We start from the raw sequence: 21578 nt of genomic DNA, 5'->3' as shown, positions 1-21578 counted from the left end.
CGCTGGACATCCCGTGAGACCCCCGGCGTGGCCGCCGGAGGTCTCCCCGCGTGCGCGGCGCGTACGTACGGCTCGGCCTCCTCCCGCTCCCGGTCGGCTGACGCCTCTGGCGCCGGCGGACCCCCTATTTCCCGGCGGGCGGTGACCCGGCGCGTACGGACGGGCCCGCCGGTATCTGAGAGGGCCCCTTGAGCGACAGCGGCAGCCGACACGTCCCCGTGATGCTCCGGCGGTGCCTGGACCTCCTGGCACCCGCCCTGAAGGAGCCGGGCGCGGTCGTCGTCGACTGCACGCTCGGGCTCGGCGGGCACAGCGAGGCCCTGCTCACCGAGTTCCCCGAGGCCCGCCTCGTCGCCCTCGACCGCGACAAGGAGGCCCTGCGGCTCTCCGGCGAACGCCTCGCGCCCTTCGGCGAGCGCGCCACCCTCGTCCACGCCGTCTACGACGAACTCCCCGAAGTCCTCGCCCGCCTCGGCCACCCCCGCGTCCAGGGCGTCCTCTTCGACCTCGGCGTCTCCTCCATGCAGCTCGACGAGGCCGGCCGCGGCTTCGCCTACGCCCAGGACGCGCCCCTCGACATGCGCATGGACCAGACGACCGGCATCAGCGCCGCCGAGGTCCTCAACACCTACCCCGCCGGGGAGTTGGTGCGCATCCTGCGCGCGTACGGCGAGGAGAAGCAGGCCAAGCGGATCGTCTCGGCGATCGTGCGCGAACGCGCCAAGGAGCCGTTCGGCAACAGCGCGCGGCTCGTCGAACTGATCCGGGACGCGCTGCCGCAGGCCGCCAAGCGGACCGGCGGCAACCCCGCCAAGCGGACCTTCCAGGCGCTGCGCATCGAGGTCAACGGCGAGCTGTCGGTGCTGGAACGGGCGATCCCGGCCGCCGTCAAGGCACTTGCCGTCGGCGGGCGGATCGCCGTCCTGTCGTACCACTCGCTGGAGGACCGGCTGGTCAAGCAGGTTCTCGCGGCCGGGGCCGCCACCACCGCGCCGCCCGGGCTGCCCGTCGTGCCCGAGCGGTACCAGCCGCGGCTCAAGCTGCTCACGCGGGGTGCCGAACTTCCCACCGAGGAAGAGATCGCCGAGAACCGCAGGGCGGCCCCCGCCAGGCTGCGGGGCGCGGAGCGGATCAGGGAGAGCATCGAGTGACAGAGCGTGAACGGAGGGGCAGTGGGCGATAAACCCCAACTCGCCGCCCGGCTGGCCCGGTTCCTGCCGAACACGGGCGGGGGGCAGGCCGCGCGGGCACCGTTCGTGCTGCTCGTCGTCCTGCTGCTGGGCGGCGGACTGATCGGACTGCTCGTGCTCAACTCGGCGGTCAGCGAAGGGTCGTTCAAGATGGACGACTACCAGAAGGAGACCAAGAGTCTCACCGACGAACAGCAGGCGCTCCAGCGGGACATCGACTCCTACTCGGCGCCGGACGCCCTTCAGCGCCGGGCCCGGGAACTCGGCATGGTCCCCGGCGGCGACCCCGCCTTCCTCGCCCCCGACGGCACCGTCAAGGGCGTCCCCTCCCCGGCCGAACAGTCCGCCGCCCGCAAGGACACCGTCGTGCGGCCGCCCGAGGCGATCACGCTCTCGCAGACCATGCACGGGAGCCCGAGCGCCCCGCCGGCCCCCCGGCACAGCACATCCCCCTCCCCGACGACCCCCGGCAGGTGACGGAAGTGTCCGACAGGGAACCGCCCCGCCGCCGGGTGCCAGGGCCCGCCCGGCAGGCCCGGCCCGCCGCCCGGCAGGCACCGCGCAAACCCGCCCCCGCCCGCCCGGCGCGCCGCCCCGCCCCCGCGCCCAAGGCCCTCAAGCTCGGCAGCCCCCGCCCCCGGCTGCGCCTGGTCGGCGTCGCCTTCGCGCTGGTCCTCGCCGCGTTCGTGGTCCGCCTCCTCCAGGTCCAGGCCGTCGACGCGAGCACCTACACCGCGAAGGCTGAACAGAACCGCTACGTCGGACAGGTCCTGGCCGCCGAACGCGGCGAGATCACCGACCGCTCCGGCATCGCCCTGGCGACCAGCGAGGACGCCTACGACATCACCGCCGACCCGACGATGTTCTCCGCCGCCCAGCTCAAGGTCGACGACGGCCCCGAGCAGGCCGCCGCGCTGCTCGCGCCGATCCTCGGCCAGGACCAGGCCGGCCTGGTGAAGAAGCTGCGGCCGAAGAACCCCCAGTCCCGCTACGCCAAGCTGGCCTCCCGGCAGACCCCGCAGGTCTGGAAGCAGATCCGCGACCTGCGCGCCACCCTCGCGACCAAGGCGAGCGCCGACAAGACGACCGTCAACCCGCTCGCCGGGGTCTTCGCGGTCCCCAGCAGCAAGCGCGTGTACCCCAACGGCGACCTCGCCGCCGGGATACTGGGCTGGGTCAACGCCGAGGGCAAGGGCGGCGGCGGGGTCGAGCAGCAGCTCAACACCCTCCTCGCGGGCAAGGACGGCAAGATCCGCTACGCCCAGTCCGGCGGCCGGCAGGTCCCGACCGCCGGGTCCACCGAGACGCCCGCCGTGCCCGGCACCGACGTCGAGCTGACGATCGACCGCGACATCCAGTGGGCCGCGCAGAACGCGATCACCGAACAGGTCCAGAAGTCCAAGGCCGACCGGGGCTACGTCATCGTCCAGGACACCCGCACCGGCGAGATCCTCGCCATGGCCAACTCGCCCGGCTTCGACCCCAACGACCTCTCCTCGGCCGTCCCGGCGAACCTCGGCAACCCGGCCGTCCAGGACGCCTACGAGCCCGGCTCCACCGCCAAGGTGATCTCCATGGCGGCGATCCTCCAGGAGAACGCGGCGACCGCGCTGACCCGGGTCACCGTCCCCAACCGCCTCCACCGGGGCGACCGGCTCTTCCAGGACGACATCGACCACCCCACCTGGTACCTCACCCTCAACGGCGTCCTCGCCAAGTCGTCCAACATCGGCACCATCCTCGCCGCCGGACAGCTCGGCAAGACCCAGCCCGAGGCCAACCAGGTCCTCTACACCTACCTCCGCAGGTTCGGCATCGGCAGCCCGACCGGGCTCGGCTTCCCCGGCGAGACCCCGGGCATCCTCGCCCCCGCCGCCAAGTGGTCCACCTCGCAGCAGTACACGATCCCCTTCGGCCAGGGCATGTCCGTCAGCGCCCTCCAGGCCGCCTCCGTGTACTCGACGATCGCCAACGGCGGCGTACGCGTCGAACCCACGCTGGTGCGCGGCACCAAGGGCCCCGACGGCCGCTTCACCCCCGCCGAGACCCCGCCCGGCACCCGGGTCGTCAGCGCGCAGACCGCCAGGACGCTGAGCCAGATGCTGGAGTCGGTCGTCGACGACCAGGAGGGCACCGGCACCAAGGCCCGCATCCCCGGCTACCGCGTCGCCGGCAAGACCGGCACCGCCAACCGAGTCGATCCGGCCACCGGCACGTACAAGGGGTACACCTCCTCCTTCGCCGGCTTCGCGCCCGCCGACAACCCCCGGATCACCGTCTACTGCGCCATCCAGAACGCCACCAAGGGCAGCTACTTCGGCGGCCAGATCTGCGGCCCGATCTTCAAGCAGGTCATGGAGTTCTCCCTGAAGACCCTCCAGGTCCCGCCCACCGGGACCAAGTCCCCCAGCCTCCCGGTGACCTTCACCCCCTGACCCCGACTCGTTCAGCGCCGAACAGCCAGGAACCCGCCCGTGACCATGATCACTCCCGGTCCCGGTGACCCCACCCGGTCACCCGCCTCGCTTCGCTCCCAGGGCGATCGGCCCGGTACGCTCACCGCCGTGCCACAAGCCGATCAGCCCCGAACCACCCGGAAAGGCGAGTCCGTGACCCACCCGGGACCGCCCCGCCCGGCGCAGCCGCCCGCGACCGCCCTCGCGGACCTCGCCCGGCAGCTGGGGGTCCAGCCGCCGCAGGGCGCCGCCGAGGTCACGGGCATCACCCACGACTCGCGCGCCGTCCGCCCCGGCGACCTCTACGTCGCCCTCCCCGGCGCCCGCGCGCACGGCGCGGACTTCACCGCCCAGGCCGCCGAACGCGGCGCGGCGGCCGTCCTCACCGACCCGGCGGGCGCCGAACGGGCCGCCGCGAGCGGACTGCCCGTCCTCGTCACCCCCGACCCGCGCGCCCGCACCGGCGAACTCGCCGCCACCGTCTACGGCCGCCCCGCCGCCGCGCTGCGCACGATCGGCATCACCGGCACCTCCGGCAAGACCACCACCGCCTACCTCGTCGAGGGCGGCCTCGCCGCGCTCGGGCCGACCGGGCTCGTCGGCACCGTCGAGACCCGCATCGCCGGCGAGAGCGTCAAGTCCGAGCGCACCACCCCCGAAGCCACCGACCTCCAGGCCCTGTTCGCCGTCATGCGCGAACGCGGCGTCACCTCGGTCGCCATGGAGGTCTCCAGCCACGCGCTGGTCCTCGGCCGCGTCGACGGCTGCGTCTTCGACGTCGCCGTCTTCAACAACCTCAGCCCGGAGCACATGGAGTTCCACTCCGGCATGGAGGACTACTACGCGGCCAAGGCCCAGTTGTTCACCCGCGCCCGCAGCAGACGCGGTGTGGTGAACCTCGACGACACCTACGGCCGCCGGCTCGCCGCCGAGGCCGAGATCCCCGTCGTCACCTTCTCCGCCGCCGGCGACCCGGCCGCCGACTGGCGCGCGCAGGACGTCCGGACCGGCCCGCTGGACTCCGAGTTCACGGCCGTCGGCCCCAACGGCGAGCGGATTCCGGCCCGTTCACCGCTGCCCGGCCCCTTCAACGTGGCCAACAGCCTCGCCGCGATCGTCGCCCTCGTCGAGGCCGGCGTCGACGCGCGGGCCGCCGCCGACGGGGTCGCCGCGGTGCCCGGGGTGCCGGGGCGGCTCGAGCGGGTCGACGCGGGGCAGCCGTACCTCGCCGTCGTCGACTACGCGCACAAGACGGACGCCGTCGAGTCGGTCCTCAAAGCGCTGCGGACCGTCACCAAAGGGCGGCTGCACGTCGTCCTCGGCTGCGGCGGCGACCGGGACGTCACCAAGCGGGCCCCGATGGGCGCCGCCGCCGCCCGGCTCGCCGACACCGCCGTACTGACCTCCGACAACCCCCGCTCCGAAGCCCCCCTCGCGATCCTCGCGGCGCTGCTCGGCGGGGCCGTCTCGGTCCCCGCCGGCGAGCGCGGCGAGGTGCTCCTGATGGCCGACCGGGCCGCCGCGATCGAGGCCGCCGTGGCCCGCGCGCACGCCGGGGACACCGTCCTGGTCGCGGGCAAGGGCCACGAGCAGGGCCAGGACATCGCCGGGGTGGTCCGGCCCTTCGACGACCGCCAAGTGCTTCGCGAAGCTATCCAGAAGACCCAGGGATGAACTTGTGATCGCCCTCTCCCTCGCCGAGATCGCAGCAGCCGTCGGCGGGCAGACCCACGCCATACCGGACACGTCCGTGCAGGTCACGGGACCCGTCGTCCGTGACTCCCGGGAGGCGGGGCCCGGCAGCCTCTTCGTCGCCTTCGCCGGCGAGCGCGCCGACGGCCACGACTTCGCCGAGCAGGTGGTCGCCGCGGGAGCGGTGGCGGTCCTCGCCGCGCGGCCCGTGGGGGTGCCCGCGATCGTCGTGGACGACGTCCAGACCGCGCTGGGCGCCCTCGCCCGCCATGTCGTGCGCAAGCTCGGCGCGACCCTCGTCGCCCTCACCGGATCGGCCGGCAAGACCAGCACCAAGGACCTCATCGCGCAGGTGCTCGGGAGCAAAGCGCCGACCGTCTACACACCGGGCTCGCTCAACAACGAGATCGGGCTGCCGCTGACCGCGCTGAGCGCCACCGAGGAGACGAGGTACCTCGTCCTGGAGATGGGCGCGCGCGGCATCGGTCACATCCGCTACCTCGCCGGTCTCACGCCTCCTCAGATCGGCCTCGTCCTCAACGTCGGCACCGCCCACATCGGCGAGTTCGGCGGCCGGGAACAGATCGCACAGGCAAAGGGCGAACTCGTCGAGGCACTTCCCCCGGAGGGCGCGGCGATCCTCAACGCCGACGACCCATTGGTACGGGCCATGGCCTCCCGTACGAAGGCGAAGGTGCTCTTTTTCGGCGAGAGCGACGAAGCGGACGTGACGGCCGAGAACGTGCGACTCACGGACAGCGGACAGCCCCGCTTCAGGCTCCGCACACCCTCCGGTGCAAGCGACGTGACCATGCGCCTGTACGGTGAGCACCACGTGTCGAACGCGCTCGCCGCCGCCGCCGTCGCCCATGAGCTGGGCATGTCCGCAAGTGAGATCGCCACCGCGCTCTCCGCCGCGGGCTCCCTCTCCCGCTGGCGGATGGAGGTCACCGAGCGCCCGGACGGCGTGACGATCGTCAACGACGCCTACAACGCGAACCCCGAGTCCATGCGAGCCGCTCTGCGCGCGCTGGTGGCCATGGGCAAGGGGGGACGGCGGACCTGGGCGGTGCTCGGCCAGATGGCCGAACTCGGGGACGAGGCGCTCGCCGAGCACGACGCGGTCGGACGGCTCGCCGTCCGGCTCAATGTCGGCAAGCTCGTCGCGGTCGGGGGCAGGGAAGCCGCCTGGCTGCGACTGGGCGCATATAACGAGGGTTCGTGGGGTGAGGAGTCGGTGCACGTGTCCGACGCACAGGCGGCGGTCGACCTGTTGCGCAGCGAGTTGCGCGCGGGAGACGTCGTCCTCGTGAAGGCGTCCCGTTCGGTCGGCCTGGAGAGGGTCGCCTCGGCGCTCCTCGGCGAGGGCGAGGTAGCCGCCCGATGATGAAGCAGATCCTGTTCGCAGGCGTCATTGGTCTGTTCCTGAGCCTGCTCGGCACCCCGCTGCTGATCAAGCTGCTGGCCCGCAAGGGCTACGGGCAGTACATCCGCGACGACGGCCCGCGCGAGCACGCCAGCAAGCGCGGTACGCCGACGATGGGCGGTATCGCCTTCATCTTCGCGACGGTCGCCGCCTACTTCCTGTCCAAGCTCATCACCGGCAAGCCGCCGACGTACTCGGGCCTGCTGGTGCTCGGCCTGATGTGCGGCATGGGCCTGGTCGGGTTCCTGGACGACTACATCAAGATCGTCAAGCGGCGTTCGCTGGGCCTGCGGGCCAAGGCGAAGATGGCCGGCCAGCTGATCGTCGGCATCGCCTTCGCGGTGCTGTCCCTCCAGTTCGCCGACAACCGGGGCAACACCCCGGCGTCCACGAAGCTGTCGTTCATCACGGACTTCGGCTGGACGATCGGCCCGGTGCTGTTCGTCGTCTGGGCGCTGTTCATGATCCTGGCGATGTCCAACGGCGTGAACCTGACGGACGGTCTGGACGGCCTGGCCACCGGCGCCTCGGTGCTGGTCTTCGGCGCGTACACGTTCATCGGCGTGTGGCAGTACCAGGAGTCCTGCGCCAACGGCGAGACGCTGACCAACCCCAACGCCTGCTACGAGGTGCGCGATCCGCTCGACCTCGCGGTCGTGTCCGCCGCCCTGATGGGTGCCTGCCTGGGCTTCCTGTGGTGGAACACCTCGCCGGCGAAGGTCTTCATGGGCGACACCGGCTCGCTGGCGCTCGGCGGTGTCCTCACCGGCCTCGCGATCTGCTCGCGCACCGAACTGCTGGTCGCCATCATGGGCGGTCTGTTCGTCCTCATCACCATGTCGGTGGTCATCCAGGTCGGCTCGTTCCGGCTGACCGGCAAGCGCGTCTTCCGGATGGCGCCACTCCAGCACCACTTCGAACTCAAGGGCTGGTCCGAGGTCTTGATCGTGGTCCGCTTCTGGATCATCCAGGGCATCTGCGTGATCGTCGGACTGGGCCTCTTCTACGCGGGATGGGCAGCGGACAAGTGACCGACTGGCAGGGCAGGCATGTCGTCGTCGCCGGACTCGGCGTCTCGGGCGTCCCGGCGGCCAAGGCGCTGCGCGAACTCGGCGCGGCCGTCACGGTCGTGAACGACGGGGACGACGCCCGCGCGCAGACGCAGGCGGCGCAGCTGCGCGAACTGGGCGTCACCGTCCGCCTCGGCGACGGCGCTTCCCTGCCCGACGGCACCGACCTCGTCGTCACCGCCCCCGGCTGGCAGCCCGACAAGCCCCTGTTCACGGCGGCCCGCGCGGCCGGGGTGGAGATCTGGGGCGACGTCGAACTGGCCTGGCGGCTGCGCGGCCCCGACGCGCCCCCCTGGCTCTGCGTCACCGGCACCAACGGCAAGACGACGACCACCCAGATGCTGGCGTCCATCCTGAGGGCGGCGGGCCTGCGCACGGCCGCCGTCGGCAACATCGGCGTCTCCCTCCTGGACGCGGTGAACGGCGCCTACGACGTCCTCGCCGTCGAACTCTCCAGCTACCAGCTGCACTGGGCGCCTTCCCTGCGCGCCCACTCCGCGGCCGTCTTGAACCTCGCCCCGGACCACCTCGACTGGCACGGCTCGATGGAGGCGTACGCCGCCGACAAGGGCCGTATCTACGAGGGGAACCAGGTCGCCTGCGTGTACAACGCGGCCGACCAGGCGACCGAGGACCTGGTGCGGGCGGCGGACGTCGAGGAGGGGTGCCGGGCGATCGGCTTCACCCTCGGCACCCCCGGACCCTCCCAACTCGGCGTCGTGGACGGCATCCTGGTCGACCGGGCGTTCGTGGAGAACCGGCGGCAGAACGCGCAGGAGCTGGCCGAGGTCGCGGACGTGAACCCGCCGGTGCCGCACAACATCGCCAACGCCCTCGCGGCGGCGGCCCTCGCGCGGGCCTTCGGGGTCCCGTCGCAGGCCGTGCGCGACGGCCTGCGGGCCTTCACCCCGGACGCCCACCGCATCGCCCATGTGGCCGACGTCGACGGCGTCTCCTACGTGGACGACTCCAAGGCGACCAACACCCATGCCGCCGCCGCCTCGTTGGCGTCGTACGCGTCGGTCGTGTGGCTCGCCGGCGGGCTCGCCAAGGGGGCCGCCTTCGACGAACTCGTCGCCGGATCGGCCAAGCGGCTCAAGGGTGTTGTGCTGTTCGGCGCCGACCGGGCGCTCATCCGGGAGGCCTTGGCGCGACACGCCCCGGAAGTACCCGTCGTGGACCTCGACCGGACCGACACTGGGGCGATGCTCCAGGCGGTGCGCGAGGCCCGGCAGCTCGCCTCCGAGGGCGACACGGTGCTCCTCGCCCCGGCCTGTGCCTCCATGGACATGTTCACCAACTACAACCAGCGCGGCGACGCGTTCGCGGAGGCCGTCCGCGGACTCGGCGGCTGACCGGGCCGCCGCCGGGCGACTCGGGAGGGACACGTGGGACCGTCGAGGACCAGCCCCGGAGCACACGATGCCCGGTAGCCGCACCGGGCGCCCGCCCGTCCAGCGGTCCGTCAGGCGGATCACCGTACGCACCCCCGGCGGCGGCCGGGACAACCCCTTCGTACGGCTCTACACGCGCGCCCAGAAGGCCTGGGACCGGCCGCTGACCGCCTACTACCTGATCCTGGGCGGCAGTCTGCTGATCATCGTGCTGGGGCTCGTGATGGTCTACTCGGCCTCGCAGATCACCGCGCTCCAGAAGTCGCTGCCGGGGAGCTTCTTCTTCCGCAAGCAGTTCCTGGCCGCCTCCATCGGCGCGCTGCTGCTGCTCGCGGCCTCCCGGATGCCGGTGAAGCTGCACCGGGCGCTGGCGTATCCGCTGCTGGCGGGCGCGGTGTTCATGATGGCGCTGGTGCAGGTGCCGGGGATAGGGAAGACCGTCAACGGCAACCAGAACTGGATCGCGCTCGGCGGCTCCTTCCAGATCCAGCCCAGCGAGTTCGGCAAGCTCGCGCTCGTCCTGTGGGGCGCCGACCTGCTGGCCCGAAAGCAGGACAAGAAGCTGCTGGCCCAGTGGAAGCACATGCTGGTGCCGCTGGTGCCGGTCACCTTCCTGCTGCTCGGGCTGATCATGCTGGGCGGCGACATGGGCACGGCGATGATCCTCACGGCCGTGCTGTTCGGGCTGCTGTGGCTGGCCGGGGCGCCCACGCGGATGTTCGCCGGGGTGCTGTCGGTGGCCACCGTGATCGGGGTGATCCTGGTACGGACCAGCCCCAACCGGATGGCCCGCCTCCAGTGCATCGGCGCCACCGACCCCAAGTCGGGCCCGGTCGACTGCTGGCAGGCCGTGCACGGGATCTACGCGCTGGCCTCCGGCGGGATCTTCGGCTCCGGACTCGGTGCGAGTGTGGAGAAATGGGGCCAACTCCCCGAAGCGCACACCGACTTCATCTTCGCCGTCACCGGTGAGGAACTGGGCCTCGCGGGGACTCTGTCGGTCCTCGCCCTCTTCGCGGCTCTAGGCTATGCGGGTATCCGCGTGGCCGGTCGCACGGAGGACCCCTTCGTGAGGTATGCCGCGGGAGGCGTGACCACCTGGATCATGGCCCAGGCCGTGATCAACATCGGTGCGGTGCTCGGCCTGCTGCCGATCGCCGGTGTCCCGCTCCCGCTGTTCTCCTACGGGGGTTCCGCCCTGCTGCCGACCATGTTCGCCATCGGGCTCATGATCGCCTTCGCGCGCGACGAGCCCGCCGCACGGGCGGCGCTGGCGATGCGGCAACCCCGCTTTGGTAGAAAACGGGGCGGGAGTCCCCGGGAACCCCGGAGACGGAACACGATGAGACGGCGGGCGCCAGCGGCGCGGCCGTCCGGAGAGCGGTGAATTTCGGTGCATGTCGTACTCGCAGGCGGAGGGACCGCCGGCCACATCGAGCCCGCGCTCGCCCTCGCGGACGCCCTGCGCAGGCAGGACCCGTCCGTGGGCATCACGGCCCTGGGCACGGAGCGCGGCCTGGAGACCACGCTCGTCCCGCAGCGGGGCTACGAGCTGGCGCTGATCCCGGCCGTCCCGCTGCCCCGCAAGCCCACCCCCGAGCTGATCACCGTCCCGGGCCGGCTGCGCGGCACCATCAAGGCGACCGAGCAGATCCTGGAGCGCACCAAGGCGGACTGTGTGGTCGGCTTCGGCGGCTACGTCGCCCTGCCCGGCTACCTCGCGGCCAAGCGCCTCGGCGTGCCGATCGTCATCCACGAGGCCAACGCCCGCCCCGGCCTGGCCAACAAGATCGGCTCCCGCTACGCCGCCCAGGTCGCCGTCTCCACGCCCGACAGCAAGCTGCGGGACGCCCGCTACATCGGCATCCCGCTGCGCCGCTCCATCGCCACCCTGGACCGCGCCGCGGCCCGCCCGGAGGCGCGCGCGCTGTTCGGCCTCGACCCCAACCTGCCGACCCTGCTGGTCTCCGGCGGCTCCCAGGGCGCCCGCCGGCTCAACGAGGTCGTCCAGCAGGTCGCCCCCTGGCTCCAGCAGGCCGGCATCCAGATCCTGCACGCGGTCGGCCCGAAGAACGAACTCCCGCACGTCCAGCAGATGCCGGGCATGCCCCCCTACATCCCGGTGAGTTACCTCGACCGGATGGACCTCGCCTACGCCGCCGCCGACATGATGCTGTGCCGCGCGGGCGCGATGACCGTCGCCGAACTCTCGGCCGTCGGCCTGCCGGCCGCGTACGTCCCGCTGCCCATCGGCAACGGCGAACAGCGCCTGAACGCCCAGCCGGTGGTCAAGGCCGGCGGCGGACTCCTCGTCGACGACGCCGAACTGACCCCGGAGTGGGTGCGCGGCACCGTCCTGCCGGTCCTCGCCGACCCGCACCGCCTGTACGAGATGTCCCGCGCGGCAAGCGAGTTCGGCCGCCGCGACGCCGACGAACTGCTCGTGCGCATGGTGTACGAGGCGATCGCCGCGCGCCGCTGATCACTTCGGGCCCCGGAGTCCCCTTAGGGTGCTGGCGAACCCAGATACGACGAAGGGCAGGGCAGCGTGGCCGGAGGACCCGGTACCGCCGAGCGCGGTACGCGTCAGCAGGGGTCTTCCGGCCCGCCCCTCCTCGCCCGCCTGGGCCCGCGCAGACTCCGCCTGGCGATCGCCGTGGCCCTGGCCGCAGTCGCTCTGGCGGGCGGCGGCATCTGGGTGCTGTACGGCTCCTCGTGGCTGCGCGTGGAGCGGGCCACGGTCTCCGGTACGGACGTCCTGACGCCCGCCGAGGTCCTCGCCGCCGCCCAAGTCCCGCTCGGGCAGCCGCTGGTGTCCGTCGACACCGACGCCATCGAGGCCCGTTTGCGCCGTCAGCTGCCGCGGATCGCCGACGTGGACGTGGTCCGCTCGTGGCCGCACGGAATCGGCCTGAAAGTGACCGAGCGAACTCCCGTGCTGCTGCTGCGCAAAGGCGGCGCCTTCACCGAAGTCGACGGCGGGGGAGTGAAGTTCGCGACGGTCACCGCCGCCCCCAAGGGCGTCCCCCTGCTGGAGTTGTCCCTTTCGCCCACCGGTTCGACCACCGCGAGCCTGCGCCGCTTCGGCGAGGACCGTCTGGTGCGCGAGGCGGTGCGCACGGCGGGCGACCTCCCGGCGACGGTCCGTCAGTCCACCCGCACCGTCAAAGTACGTTCGTACGACGATATTTCGCTGGACCTGACGGACGGCCGGACCGTCTCCTGGGGCAGTTCGGAGCAGGGAGTTGTGAAGGCCCGTGCGCTCAGCGCACTCCTGAAAGCGGCTTCAGGCGCCCGGCACTTCGACGTCAGCGTCCCCACCGCCCCTGCCTCGGCGCCGAGTTGACGCACATCAGTGCAGGCCAGCACCCTGGTTGGGCAGCGACATGGCTGATCACATAGGGTGAAAAGAAAAACGGGAGGTTCGGCGTGTTCGTTGAACGGCCGCCACTTGTCGACTTAGTGTCCTGTTCAGAAGACTTCAAGGAACAGGCACACTGGTAACCCTAAACTTCAGGGTTAGGGTTCGGGTCGGCGCTACGGACCGTCCCATTCGGCATCCGCCGTCGCGGCACAGACAACTGGGCTCGACGGCAACGTAATTCGAGGCGAGAGGCCTTCGACGTGGCAGCACCGCAGAACTACCTCGCAGTCATCAAGGTCATCGGTGTCGGCGGCGGTGGTGTCAATGCCATCAACCGGATGATCGAAGTCGGTCTCAAGGGCGTCGAGTTCATCGCCATCAACACGGACGCGCAGGCGCTGTTGATGAGCGACGCCGATGTCAAGCTCGACGTCGGCCGCGAACTCACCCGCGGACTCGGCGCCGGCGCCAACCCGGCCGTCGGCCGCAAGGCCGCCGAGGACCACCGCGAGGAGATCGAGGAGGTCCTCAAGGGGGCCGACATGGTCTTCGTGACGGCCGGCGAGGGCGGCGGCACCGGCACCGGCGGCGCACCCGTCGTCGCCAACATCGCCCGCTCCCTGGGCGCCCTCACCATCGGCGTGGTCACCCGCCCGTTCACCTTCGAGGGCCGGCGCCGCGCCAACCAGGCCGAGGACGGCATCGCGGAGCTGCGCGAAGAGGTCGACACCCTCATCGTCATCCCCAACGACCGGCTGCTGTCCATCTCGGACCGCCAGGTCTCCGTCCTCGACGCCTTCAAGTCGGCCGACCAGGTCCTGCTCTCCGGCGTCCAGGGCATCACCGACCTCATCACCACCCCGGGTCTCATCAACCTCGACTTCGCCGACGTCAAGTCCGTGATGTCCGAGGCCGGTTCGGCCCTCATGGGGATCGGCTCGGCCCGCGGCGACGACCGCGCGGTGGCCGCCGCCGAGATGGCCATCTCCTCCCCGCTGCTCGAAGCCTCCATCGACGGCGCCCGCGGCGTCCTGCTCTCCATCTCCGGCGGCTCCGACCTCGGCCTGTTCGAGATCAACGAGGCCGCCCAGCTGGTCTCCGAGGCCGCCCACCCCGAGGCCAACATCATCTTCGGCGCCGTCATCGACGACGCGCTCGGCGACGAGGTCCGCGTCACCGTCATCGCCGCCGGCTTCGACGGGGGCCAGCCCCCCGCCCGCCGCGACAACGTGATCGGCTCCGCCACCCGCCGCGAGGAGCCCGCCCCGGTCCAGCGGCCCGAGTCCCGCCCGTCCTTCGGCTCGCTCGGCAGCGTCACGCCGAAGGAGGACTCGGCGCCCCACCCGGAGCCGGTCAACGAGACCCCGCTGAGCCCGCCGGTCCCGCCGTCGCGGACCTACTCCGACAGCGCCGCCGAAGAGCTGGACGTACCGGACTTCCTGAAGTGATAGGACAGCGCGAGAGCGTGCGCGGCGCGCACTTCGCCTTCACCGACCGGTGGGGCGGGGTGAGCGCCGCTCCGTATGAGGAGCTCAACCTCGGCGGCGCGGTCGGCGACGACCCGGACGCCGTGCTCAAGAACCGTGAACTGGCCGCCCGGGAGCTCGGGTTGGACCCGGCCGAAGTGGCCTGGATGAACCAGGTCCACGGCGCCGAGGTGGCGGTCGTCATGGAGGCGTGGGGCGGCCGGCCCGTGCCGGAGGTCGACGCGCTCGTCACCACCCGGCGCGGGTTCGCGCTCGCCGTCCTCACCGCCGACTGCGTCCCCGTCCTCCTCGCCGACCCGGTCGCCCAAGTCGTGGCCGCCGCCCACGCGGGCCGGCCGGGCATGGCCGCCAGGGTCGTCCCCGCCGCCGTGCGCGCGATGACGGACCTCGGCGCCGACCCCGCCCGCATCGTCGCCCGCACCGGCCCCTCGGTCTGCGGCCGTTGCTACGAAGTCCCCGCCGCACTGCGGGAGCAGGTCGCCGCCGTCGAACCGGCGGCGTACGCCGAGACCAGCTGGGGCACTCCCGCCGTCGACGTCGCCGCCGGAGTGCACGCGCAGCTCGACGCGCTCGGGGTGCGCGACCGGGAGCACTCCCCGGTGTGCACGCTGGAGTCGCACGACCACTTCTCATACCGCCGCGACCGCTCCACCGGGCGACTCGCGGGATATGTCTGGCTGGACTGATGGGGCATGACGGACCGTAAGGACGAACTCGCCGAGAACCTGGCGAGGGTGCAGGAGCGCATCGCCCGCGCGTGCGCGGACGCGGGGCGCGCACAAGACGACGTGACCCTGATCGTCGTCACCAAGACCTATCCCGCGAGCGATGTGCGGATCCTGTCGGAACTCGGTGTGCGTCATGTCGCCGAGAACAAGGACCAGGACGCCGCGCCCAAGGCCGCCGCATGCGCGGACCTCCCGCTGAGCTGGCACTTCGTCGGGCAGTTGCAGACCAACAAGGCGCGCTCGGTGGCCGGTTACGCGGACTGCGTGCAGTCCGTCGACCGGGACCGGCTCGTCGGCTCGCTCTCCAAAGAGGCCGTCAGGGCCGGGCGTGAACTGGGGTGTCTGATCCAGGTCGCGCTCGACGCCGGGGCGGACGGGCGGGGGGAGCGCGGCGGGGTCGCGCCGGGCGGGATCGAGGAGTTGGCCGGCCTCGTCGCCGGCTCGCCGGGGCTGCGGCTCGACGGACTGATGACCGTCGCCCCGCTGAGCGGGGAGTACGCGGGGCGCGAACGTGCCGCGTTCGGGCGGTTGATGGATTTGTCGACCCACCTGCGCCGAGCCCATCCGGCTGCGAACATGGTGTCAGCAGGGATGAGCGCGGACCTTGAGCAGGCCGTTGCTGCCGGGGCGACACATGTGCGCGTCGGGAGCGCGGTACTCGGAGTCCGTCCCAGGCTCGGGTAACGTCGCCAGGAAGTCGGACCACAGCAGAAAATATGGTCATTACCCGCCACGAGGCGGACACAAGGGCCACGTGGATCGCAGGACTTGGCAGTCGTCAGCCGATCCACCACAGAGCGGAGGACTCAGAGCATGGCCGGCGCGATGCGCAAGATGGCGGTCTACCTCGGCCTCGTGGAGGACGATGGGTACGACGGCCGGGGCTTCGACCCCGACGACGACTTCGAACCCGAACTGGACGAACCCGAGCGCGACCACCGGCGCCATGAACCGGCGCATCAGTCGCACAACGCACATCAGTCCCAAAGGGACGAAGAAGTGCGAATCGTCCAACCCCCCGCGCCCCGCGAACCGGTGGCGCGGGCGGTCTCGTCCGCGGTGGATTCCGGGCGCCCCGCGCGCATCGCGCCCGTGTCATCCATCACACAAGAACGCCAGTCCCTGGAGAAGAGCGCACCGGTGATCATGCCCAAGGTCGTGTCCGAACGAGAGCCTTACCGGATCACGACACTTCACCCGCGGACCTACAACGAGGCCCGTACCATCGGGGAACACTTCCGTGAGGGCACTCCGGTGATCATGAATCTGACTGAGATGGACGACACAGATGCGAAGCGACTTGTCGACTTTGCGGCCGGTTTGGTGTTTGGTCTTCACGGCAGCATCGAGCGGGTGACCCAGAAGGTGTTCCTGTTGTCTCCTGCTAACGTCGATGTCACGGCGGAGGACAAGGCCCGCATCGCAGAAGGCGGGTTCTTCAACCAGAGCTGAGACGCAGCGTCGGAAAAAGCAGTACAACAGGGCTCGAACTGGAGCAGGGGAGAGGGAAGCACCGAACATGGGCGTGGTTCTGAACATCATCTACATCGCGCTGATGGTCTTCCTCATCGTGCTCATCTTCCGACTGGTCATGGACTACGTCTTCCAGTTCGCCCGCTCATGGCAGCCCGGCAAGGCGATGGTGGTCGTTCTGGAGGCCACCTACACTGTCACCGATCCACCGCTCAAGCTTCTTCGGCGATTCATCCCGCCGTTGCGTCTCGGGGGCGTGGCGCTCGACCTGTCCTTCTTCGTACTGATGATCATCGTCTACATCCTGATCTCGATCGTGATCCGGCTGTGAACGATGTGACCGACCGTCTTGCCGATTGCCGAAGACTACGTTGAGGTGAAGAGATGCCGTTGACCCCCGAGGACGTGCGGAACAAGCAGTTCACGACCGTCCGCCTCCGAGAAGGCTATGACGAGGACGAGGTCGATGCCTTCCTCGACGAGGTCGAAGCCGAACTGACGCGTCTGCTGCGGGAGAACGAGGACCTGCGCGCCAAGCTGGCCGCGGCCACGCGCGCCGCCGCGCAGAACCAGCAGAACATGCGCAAGCCCCCGGAGCAGGAGGCCCCGCAGCAGCAGGGCATGCCGCCCCAGCAGCAACAGCAGCAGGGGATGCCGCCCCAGCAGCAGGGCATGCAGCAGCCCGGGATGCCCCAGCAGGGGATGCCCGGCCAGGGCATGCCGCAGCAGGGAATGCCCCAGCAGGGGATGCCGCCGCAGGGCATGCGAGGTCCCGGCGCCCCGGTCCCCGCAGGGATATCGGGCCCGCCGCAGCAGCAGATGGGCGGCCCCATGGGCGGCCCGCCCCAGCTGCCGAGCGGTGCCCCGCAGCTTCCGGCAGGCCCCGGCGGACAGGGCCCCCAGGGTCCCGGTCCGATGGGCCAAGGCCCCATGGGCCAGGGTCCGATGGGCCAAGGCTCGATGGGCCAGGGTCCGATGGGCAACCCGATGGGCGGTCAGCTCGGTGGCCAGCCCCCCATGCAGCAGCAGATGGCCCCGATGGGCGGCCCCATGGGCAACCCCATGGGCGGCCCCGGTCAGGGCCCCGGCGGCGACAGCGCCGCGCGCGTCCTCTCGCTGGCCCAGCAGACCGCCGACCAGGCGATCGCCGAGGCCCGCTCCGAAGCCAACAAGATCGTCGGCGAGGCCCGTTCGCGCGCCGAGGGCCTGGAGCGCGACGCCCGCGCCAAGGCCGACGCCCTGGAGCGGGACGCGCAGGAGAAGCACCGCGTCGCCATGGGCTCCCTGGAGTCCGCGCGCGCCACGCTGGAGCGCAAGGTCGAGGACCTGCGCGGCTTCGAACGCGAGTACCGCACCCGCCTGAAGTCCTACCTGGAGTCCCAGCTGCGCCAGTTGGAGACCCAGGCCGACGACTCCCTCGCCCCGCCGCGCACCCCCGCGACGGCCTCCCTGCCGCCGTCCCCGGCGCCCTCCATGGCCCCGGCCGGCGCGAGCGCCCCGTCCTACGGCGCCGGCGGCCCCGGTATGGGCGGTATGGGCGGCTCCGGAATGGGCGGTTCGGGCATGGGCGGCTCCGGTATGGGCGCGCCGAGCCCCGCGGGCCCGTCCTACGGCGGCCAGCAGCAGATGTCCCCCGCCATGACCCAGCCCATGGCTCCGGTCCGCCCTCAGGGCCCCTCCCCGATGGGTCAGGCGCCCTCTCCGATGCGCGGCTTCCTCATCGACGAGGACGACAACTGACGGCCCACAAAAGCCTCTACGGCACGTAGTACGCCGCAGACGCCGACAGCGTTCAGGGCGCGGCCCCGGATTCGTCCGGGGCCGCGCCCTTTTTACGCGAATTGGCGGGGAGTTGCTCCGCGGGCGTACGGCAAAGGCCCGGCTCCCTGAGCGGGAAGCCAGGCCTTCGGCGTTCGTACGGGTTATGCCTTGCGCAGGCGGAACGTCAGGCTCAGGCCCTCGTCCGTGAACGGCTCGCCGTAGCCGTCGCCGGCCGCTCCCTCGGCGAAGTCGGTCGCCAGGACCTCGTCCGCGATCAGGCCGCTGTGCCCGGTGAGGGCGGCGGTGACCGCCGGGTCCGCCGACTCCCAGCGCAGGGCGATGCGGTCGGCGACGTCGAGGCCGCTGTTCTTGCGGGCCTCCTGGATCAGGCGGATCGCGTCACGGGCGAGGCCCGCGCGGCGCAGCTCCTCGGTGATCTCCAGGTCGAGGGCGACCGTCGCACCCGAGTCGGAGGCCACCGACCAGCCCTCGCGCGGGGTTTCGGTGATGATGACCTCGTCCGGGGCGAGCGTGACCGTCTCGCCGTCGACCTCCACCGACGCCGTGCCCTCGCGCAGCGCCAGCGACAGCGCGGCGGCGTCCGCGTCCGCGACGGCCTTCGCGACCTCCTGGACGCGCTTGCCGAACCGCTTGCCCAGCGCGCGGAAATTGGCCTTCGCCGTGGTGTCGACGAGGCTGCCGCCGACCTCGGACAGCGACGCCAGCGCCTCGACGTTCAGCTCCTCCGTGATCTGCCCGTGCAGCTCACGGTCGAGCGCGTCGAAACCGGCCGCCGCGATCAGCGCCCGGCGCAGCGGCTGACGGGTCTTCACCCCCGACTCCGCGCGCGTGGCCCGGCCCAGCTCGACCAGCCGGCGGACCAGGACCATCTGCTGCGACAGCTCCGGGTCGATCGCCGCCAGGTCCGCCTCCGGCCACGCCGACAGGTGCACCGACTCCGGGGCGTCCGCGCTCACCGGCACGATCAGGTCCTGCCAGACCCGCTCGGTGATGAACGGCGTCAGCGGGGCCATCAGCTTCGTGACCGTCTCGACGACCTCGTGCAGCGTGCGCAGCGCCGCCTTGTCGCCCTGCCAGAAGCGGCGCCGGGAGCGGCGTACGTACCAGTTGGACAGGTCGTCGACGAACGCCGACAGGAGTTTGCCGGCGCGCTGGGTGTCGTAGGCCTCCAGGGCCTGGGTCACCTGGTCGGTCGTCGCGTGGAGTTCGGACAGCAGCCAGCGGTCCAGGACCGGGCGGTCGGCCGGGGACGGGTCCGCCGCCGACGGGGACCAGCCGGACGTACGGGCGTACAGGGCCTGGAAGGCGACCGTGTTCCAGTACGTCAGGAGGGTCTTGCGGACGACCTCCTGGATCGTGCCGTGGCCCACCCGGCGCGCGGCCCAGGGGGAGCCGCCGGCCGCCATGAACCAGCGGACCGCGTCGGCGCCGTGCTGGTCCATCAGCGGGATCGGCTGGAGGATGTTGCCCAGGTGCTTGGACATCTTGCGGCCGTCCTCGGCCAGGATGTGGCCCAGGCAGACGACGTTCTCGTAGCTCGACCTGTCGAAGACCAGCGTGCCGACCGCCATCAGCGTGTAGAACCAGCCGCGGGTCTGGTCGATCGCCTCGGAGATGAACTGCGCCGGGTAGCGGGACTCGAAGAGTTCCTTGTTCTTGTACGGGTAGCCCCACTGCGCGAACGGCATCGAACCCGAGTCGTACCAGGCGTCGATGACCTCAGGGACGCGCGTCGCGGTCTTCGCGCACTGCGGGCAGGCGAAGGTGACGTCGTCGATGAACGGGCGGTGCGGGTCCAGGGACGACTGGTCGGTGCCGGTCAGCCCGGTCAGCTCCGCGCGGGAGCCGACGCAGGTCAGGTGGTTGTCCTCGCAGACCCAGATCGGCAGCGGGGTGCCCCAGTAGCGGTTGCGGGACAGCGCCCAGTCGATGTTGTTGGTGAGCCAGTCGCCGTAGCGGCCGTGCTTGACCGTGTCAGGGAACCAGTTGGTCTTCTCGTTCTCCTGGAGGAGGCGGTCCTTGACGGCCGTCGTGCGGATGTACCAAGAGGGCTGCGCGTAGTAGAGGAGCGCGGTGTGGCAGCGCCAGCAGTGCGGGTAGCTGTGCTCGTACGGGATGTGCCGGAAGAGGAGGCCGCGCTGCTGGAGGTCCTCGGTGAGCTTTTCGTCCGCCTTCTTGAAGAAGACCCCGCCGACCATGGGCACGTCCTCGGCGAACGTGCCGTCCGGGCGGACCGGGTTCACGACCGGGAGGCCGTAGGAGCGGCAGACCTTGAGGTCGTCCTCACCGAAGGCGGGCGCCTGGTGGACGAGGCCGGTGCCGTCCTCGGTGGTGACGTAGTCGGCGTTGACGACGAAATGTGCCTCGGCCGGGAACTCGACGAGCTCGAACGGACGTTGATACGACCAGCGCTCCATCTCGGCGCCGGTGAAGGTCTGGCCCGTGGTCTCCCAGCCCTCGCCGAGCGCCTTGCCGACCAGCGGTTCGGCGACGACGAGCTTCTCCTCGCCGTCCGTCGCGACCACGTAGGTGACCTCGGGGTGCGCGGCCACGGCCGTGTTGGAGACCAGCGTCCAGGGGGTCGTCGTCCACACCAGGAGGGCGGCCTCGCCGGCCAGCGGACCGGAGGTGAGGGGGAAACGGACGTACACGGACGGGTCGACGACCGTCTCGTAGCCCTGGGCCAGCTCGTGGTCGGAGAGGCCCGTGCCGCAGCGGGGGCACCAGGGGGCGACGCGGTGGTCCTGGACCAGCAGGCCCTTGTCGAAGATCTCCTTCAGCGACCACCAGACGGACTCGATGTACTCGGGGTCCATCGTGACGTACGCGTCGTCCAGGTCGACCCAGTAGCCCATGCGGGTCGTCAGCTCGGAGAACGCGTCCGTGTGGCGCAGCACCGACGCGCGGCACTTCGCGTTGAACTCCGCGATGCCGTACGCCTCGATGTCCTTCTTGCCGGAGAAGCCCAGCTCTTTCTCCACGGCCAGCTCGACCGGGAGGCCGTGGCAGTCCCAGCCGGCCTTGCGGCCGACGTGGTAGCCGCGCATCGTGCGGAACCGGGGGAAGACGTCCTTGAAGACGCGGGCCTCGATGTGGTGGGCGCCGGGCATGCCGTTGGCGGTGGGCGGGCCCTCGTAGAACACCCACTCCGGGCGGCCCTCGGACTGCTCCAGGGACTTGGCGAAGATCTTCTGCTCACGCCAGAAGTCGAGCACTGTGTGCTCCAGCGCGGGCAGGTCGACCTGGGCGGGGACCTGGCGGTACGTCGGCTCTGTCATCTCCGAGCTTCCTCCAACGGACTTGCTGCCTTCCGTCGGAGGGACGAGAGCCGTTTCGCTCCCGCGGTACCACCCTCCTTGGCCCACCGGTCTGCCGGTCGGCCCCCTCATTGGGGTCGCGAAACCGGGTCTACTCGCCTCTCGGCTTTCTTCCGGCGGCTCCGGGGTGATCTTCGCGTCGCGCTCGCCCCCGGGCTTCCACCGTCCCCAGGTCGCTCTCGGCCGCTCTCGGCGCTAC

At 71.3% G+C, this 21578-nt stretch carries 17 protein-coding genes; 16 read left to right on the top strand and 1 reads right to left on the bottom strand.

Annotated features, from left to right (window positions below; genetic code table 11):
- Window positions 1-188: 188 nt before the first annotated feature.
- The 16 genes from rsmH (at window position 189) to ACYUD3_RS17460 (ending at window position 18020) form a co-directional block, all read left to right on the top strand.
- Window positions 189-1151 carry a 16S rRNA (cytosine(1402)-N(4))-methyltransferase RsmH gene (gene rsmH, locus ACYUD3_RS17535; protein WP_470970546.1) on the top strand — a complete coding sequence of 321 codons (963 nt, stop codon included), beginning with the start codon at window positions 189-191 and terminating at the stop codon, window positions 1149-1151.
- 21 nt (window positions 1152-1172) lie between these two features.
- Window positions 1173-1667 carry a cell division protein FtsL gene (gene ftsL, locus ACYUD3_RS17530; protein ID WP_470970544.1) on the top strand — a complete coding sequence of 165 codons (495 nt, stop codon included), beginning with the start codon at window positions 1173-1175 and terminating at the stop codon, window positions 1665-1667.
- Between the two features lie 5 nt (window positions 1668-1672).
- Window positions 1673-3625, top strand: a complete 1953-nt coding sequence (locus ACYUD3_RS17525) for a peptidoglycan D,D-transpeptidase FtsI family protein (protein ID WP_470970541.1) — start codon at window positions 1673-1675, stop codon at window positions 3623-3625.
- A gap of 39 nt (window positions 3626-3664) precedes the next feature.
- A complete protein-coding gene (locus tag ACYUD3_RS17520; protein WP_470970539.1) occupies window positions 3665-5320 on the top strand; it encodes a UDP-N-acetylmuramoyl-L-alanyl-D-glutamate--2,6-diaminopimelate ligase in 1656 nt (551 codons plus the stop codon).
- A 4-nt stretch (window positions 5321-5324) separates the two neighbouring features.
- Complete coding sequence (locus tag ACYUD3_RS17515) at window positions 5325-6725, top strand: UDP-N-acetylmuramoyl-tripeptide--D-alanyl-D-alanine ligase (RefSeq protein WP_470970537.1); 1401 nt, start codon at window positions 5325-5327, stop codon at window positions 6723-6725.
- Complete coding sequence (gene mraY / locus ACYUD3_RS17510) at window positions 6722-7795, top strand: phospho-N-acetylmuramoyl-pentapeptide-transferase (protein ID WP_470970534.1); 1074 nt, start codon at window positions 6722-6724, stop codon at window positions 7793-7795. Before ACYUD3_RS17515 ends, mraY begins: the two co-directional genes overlap by 4 nt.
- On the top strand, window positions 7777-9189 hold the full coding sequence (gene murD / locus ACYUD3_RS17505; RefSeq protein WP_470970532.1) for a UDP-N-acetylmuramoyl-L-alanine--D-glutamate ligase: 1413 nt from the start codon (window positions 7777-7779) through the stop codon (window positions 9187-9189). Before mraY ends, murD begins: the two co-directional genes overlap by 19 nt.
- Before the next feature lie 67 nt (window positions 9190-9256).
- Window positions 9257-10615: a putative lipid II flippase FtsW gene (ftsW, locus tag ACYUD3_RS17500; RefSeq protein ID WP_470970530.1), complete on the top strand. Its 1359-nt coding sequence runs from the start codon at window positions 9257-9259 to the stop codon at window positions 10613-10615.
- 6 nt (window positions 10616-10621) lie between these two features.
- Complete coding sequence (murG, locus tag ACYUD3_RS17495; protein WP_470970527.1) at window positions 10622-11710, top strand: undecaprenyldiphospho-muramoylpentapeptide beta-N-acetylglucosaminyltransferase; 1089 nt, start codon at window positions 10622-10624, stop codon at window positions 11708-11710.
- 66 nt (window positions 11711-11776) lie between these two features.
- Complete coding sequence (locus tag ACYUD3_RS17490) at window positions 11777-12574, top strand: cell division protein FtsQ/DivIB (protein ID WP_470970525.1); 798 nt, start codon at window positions 11777-11779, stop codon at window positions 12572-12574.
- A 278-nt stretch (window positions 12575-12852) separates the two neighbouring features.
- Window positions 12853-14040 carry a cell division protein FtsZ gene (ftsZ, locus tag ACYUD3_RS17485; protein ID WP_470970522.1) on the top strand — a complete coding sequence of 396 codons (1188 nt, stop codon included), beginning with the start codon at window positions 12853-12855 and terminating at the stop codon, window positions 14038-14040.
- Window positions 14037-14765 carry a peptidoglycan editing factor PgeF gene (pgeF, locus tag ACYUD3_RS17480; protein WP_470970520.1) on the top strand — a complete coding sequence of 243 codons (729 nt, stop codon included), beginning with the start codon at window positions 14037-14039 and terminating at the stop codon, window positions 14763-14765. Before ftsZ ends, pgeF begins: the two co-directional genes overlap by 4 nt.
- A 6-nt stretch (window positions 14766-14771) precedes the next feature.
- Window positions 14772-15491, top strand: a complete 720-nt coding sequence (locus ACYUD3_RS17475; RefSeq protein ID WP_470970518.1) for a YggS family pyridoxal phosphate-dependent enzyme — start codon at window positions 14772-14774, stop codon at window positions 15489-15491.
- 129 nt (window positions 15492-15620) lie between these two features.
- Window positions 15621-16259, top strand: coding sequence for a cell division protein SepF (locus ACYUD3_RS17470; protein WP_470970515.1), 639 nt, complete (start codon window positions 15621-15623; stop codon window positions 16257-16259).
- 67 nt (window positions 16260-16326) lie between these two features.
- Window positions 16327-16611 (top strand): YggT family protein, encoded by a 285-nt coding sequence (locus tag ACYUD3_RS17465; RefSeq protein WP_470970513.1) that lies wholly within the window; start codon window positions 16327-16329, stop codon window positions 16609-16611.
- Between the two features lie 53 nt (window positions 16612-16664).
- On the top strand, window positions 16665-18020 hold the full coding sequence (locus ACYUD3_RS17460; RefSeq protein ID WP_470970511.1) for a DivIVA domain-containing protein: 1356 nt from the start codon (window positions 16665-16667) through the stop codon (window positions 18018-18020).
- 182 nt (window positions 18021-18202) lie between these two features.
- Here the strand turns inward: ACYUD3_RS17460 and ileS are convergent, their stop codons facing one another.
- Entirely contained in the window at window positions 18203-21340 is a 3138-nt protein-coding gene (gene ileS / locus ACYUD3_RS17455) for an isoleucine--tRNA ligase (RefSeq protein ID WP_470970508.1), read from the bottom strand.
- Window positions 21341-21578 lie beyond the last annotated feature (238 nt).

It is taken from the genome of Streptomyces sp. AMJ-169 (assembly GCF_055597585.1).
Note: the sequence above shows the minus strand (reverse complement) of the source record. Positions and strands in the feature narration are given on the sequence as shown.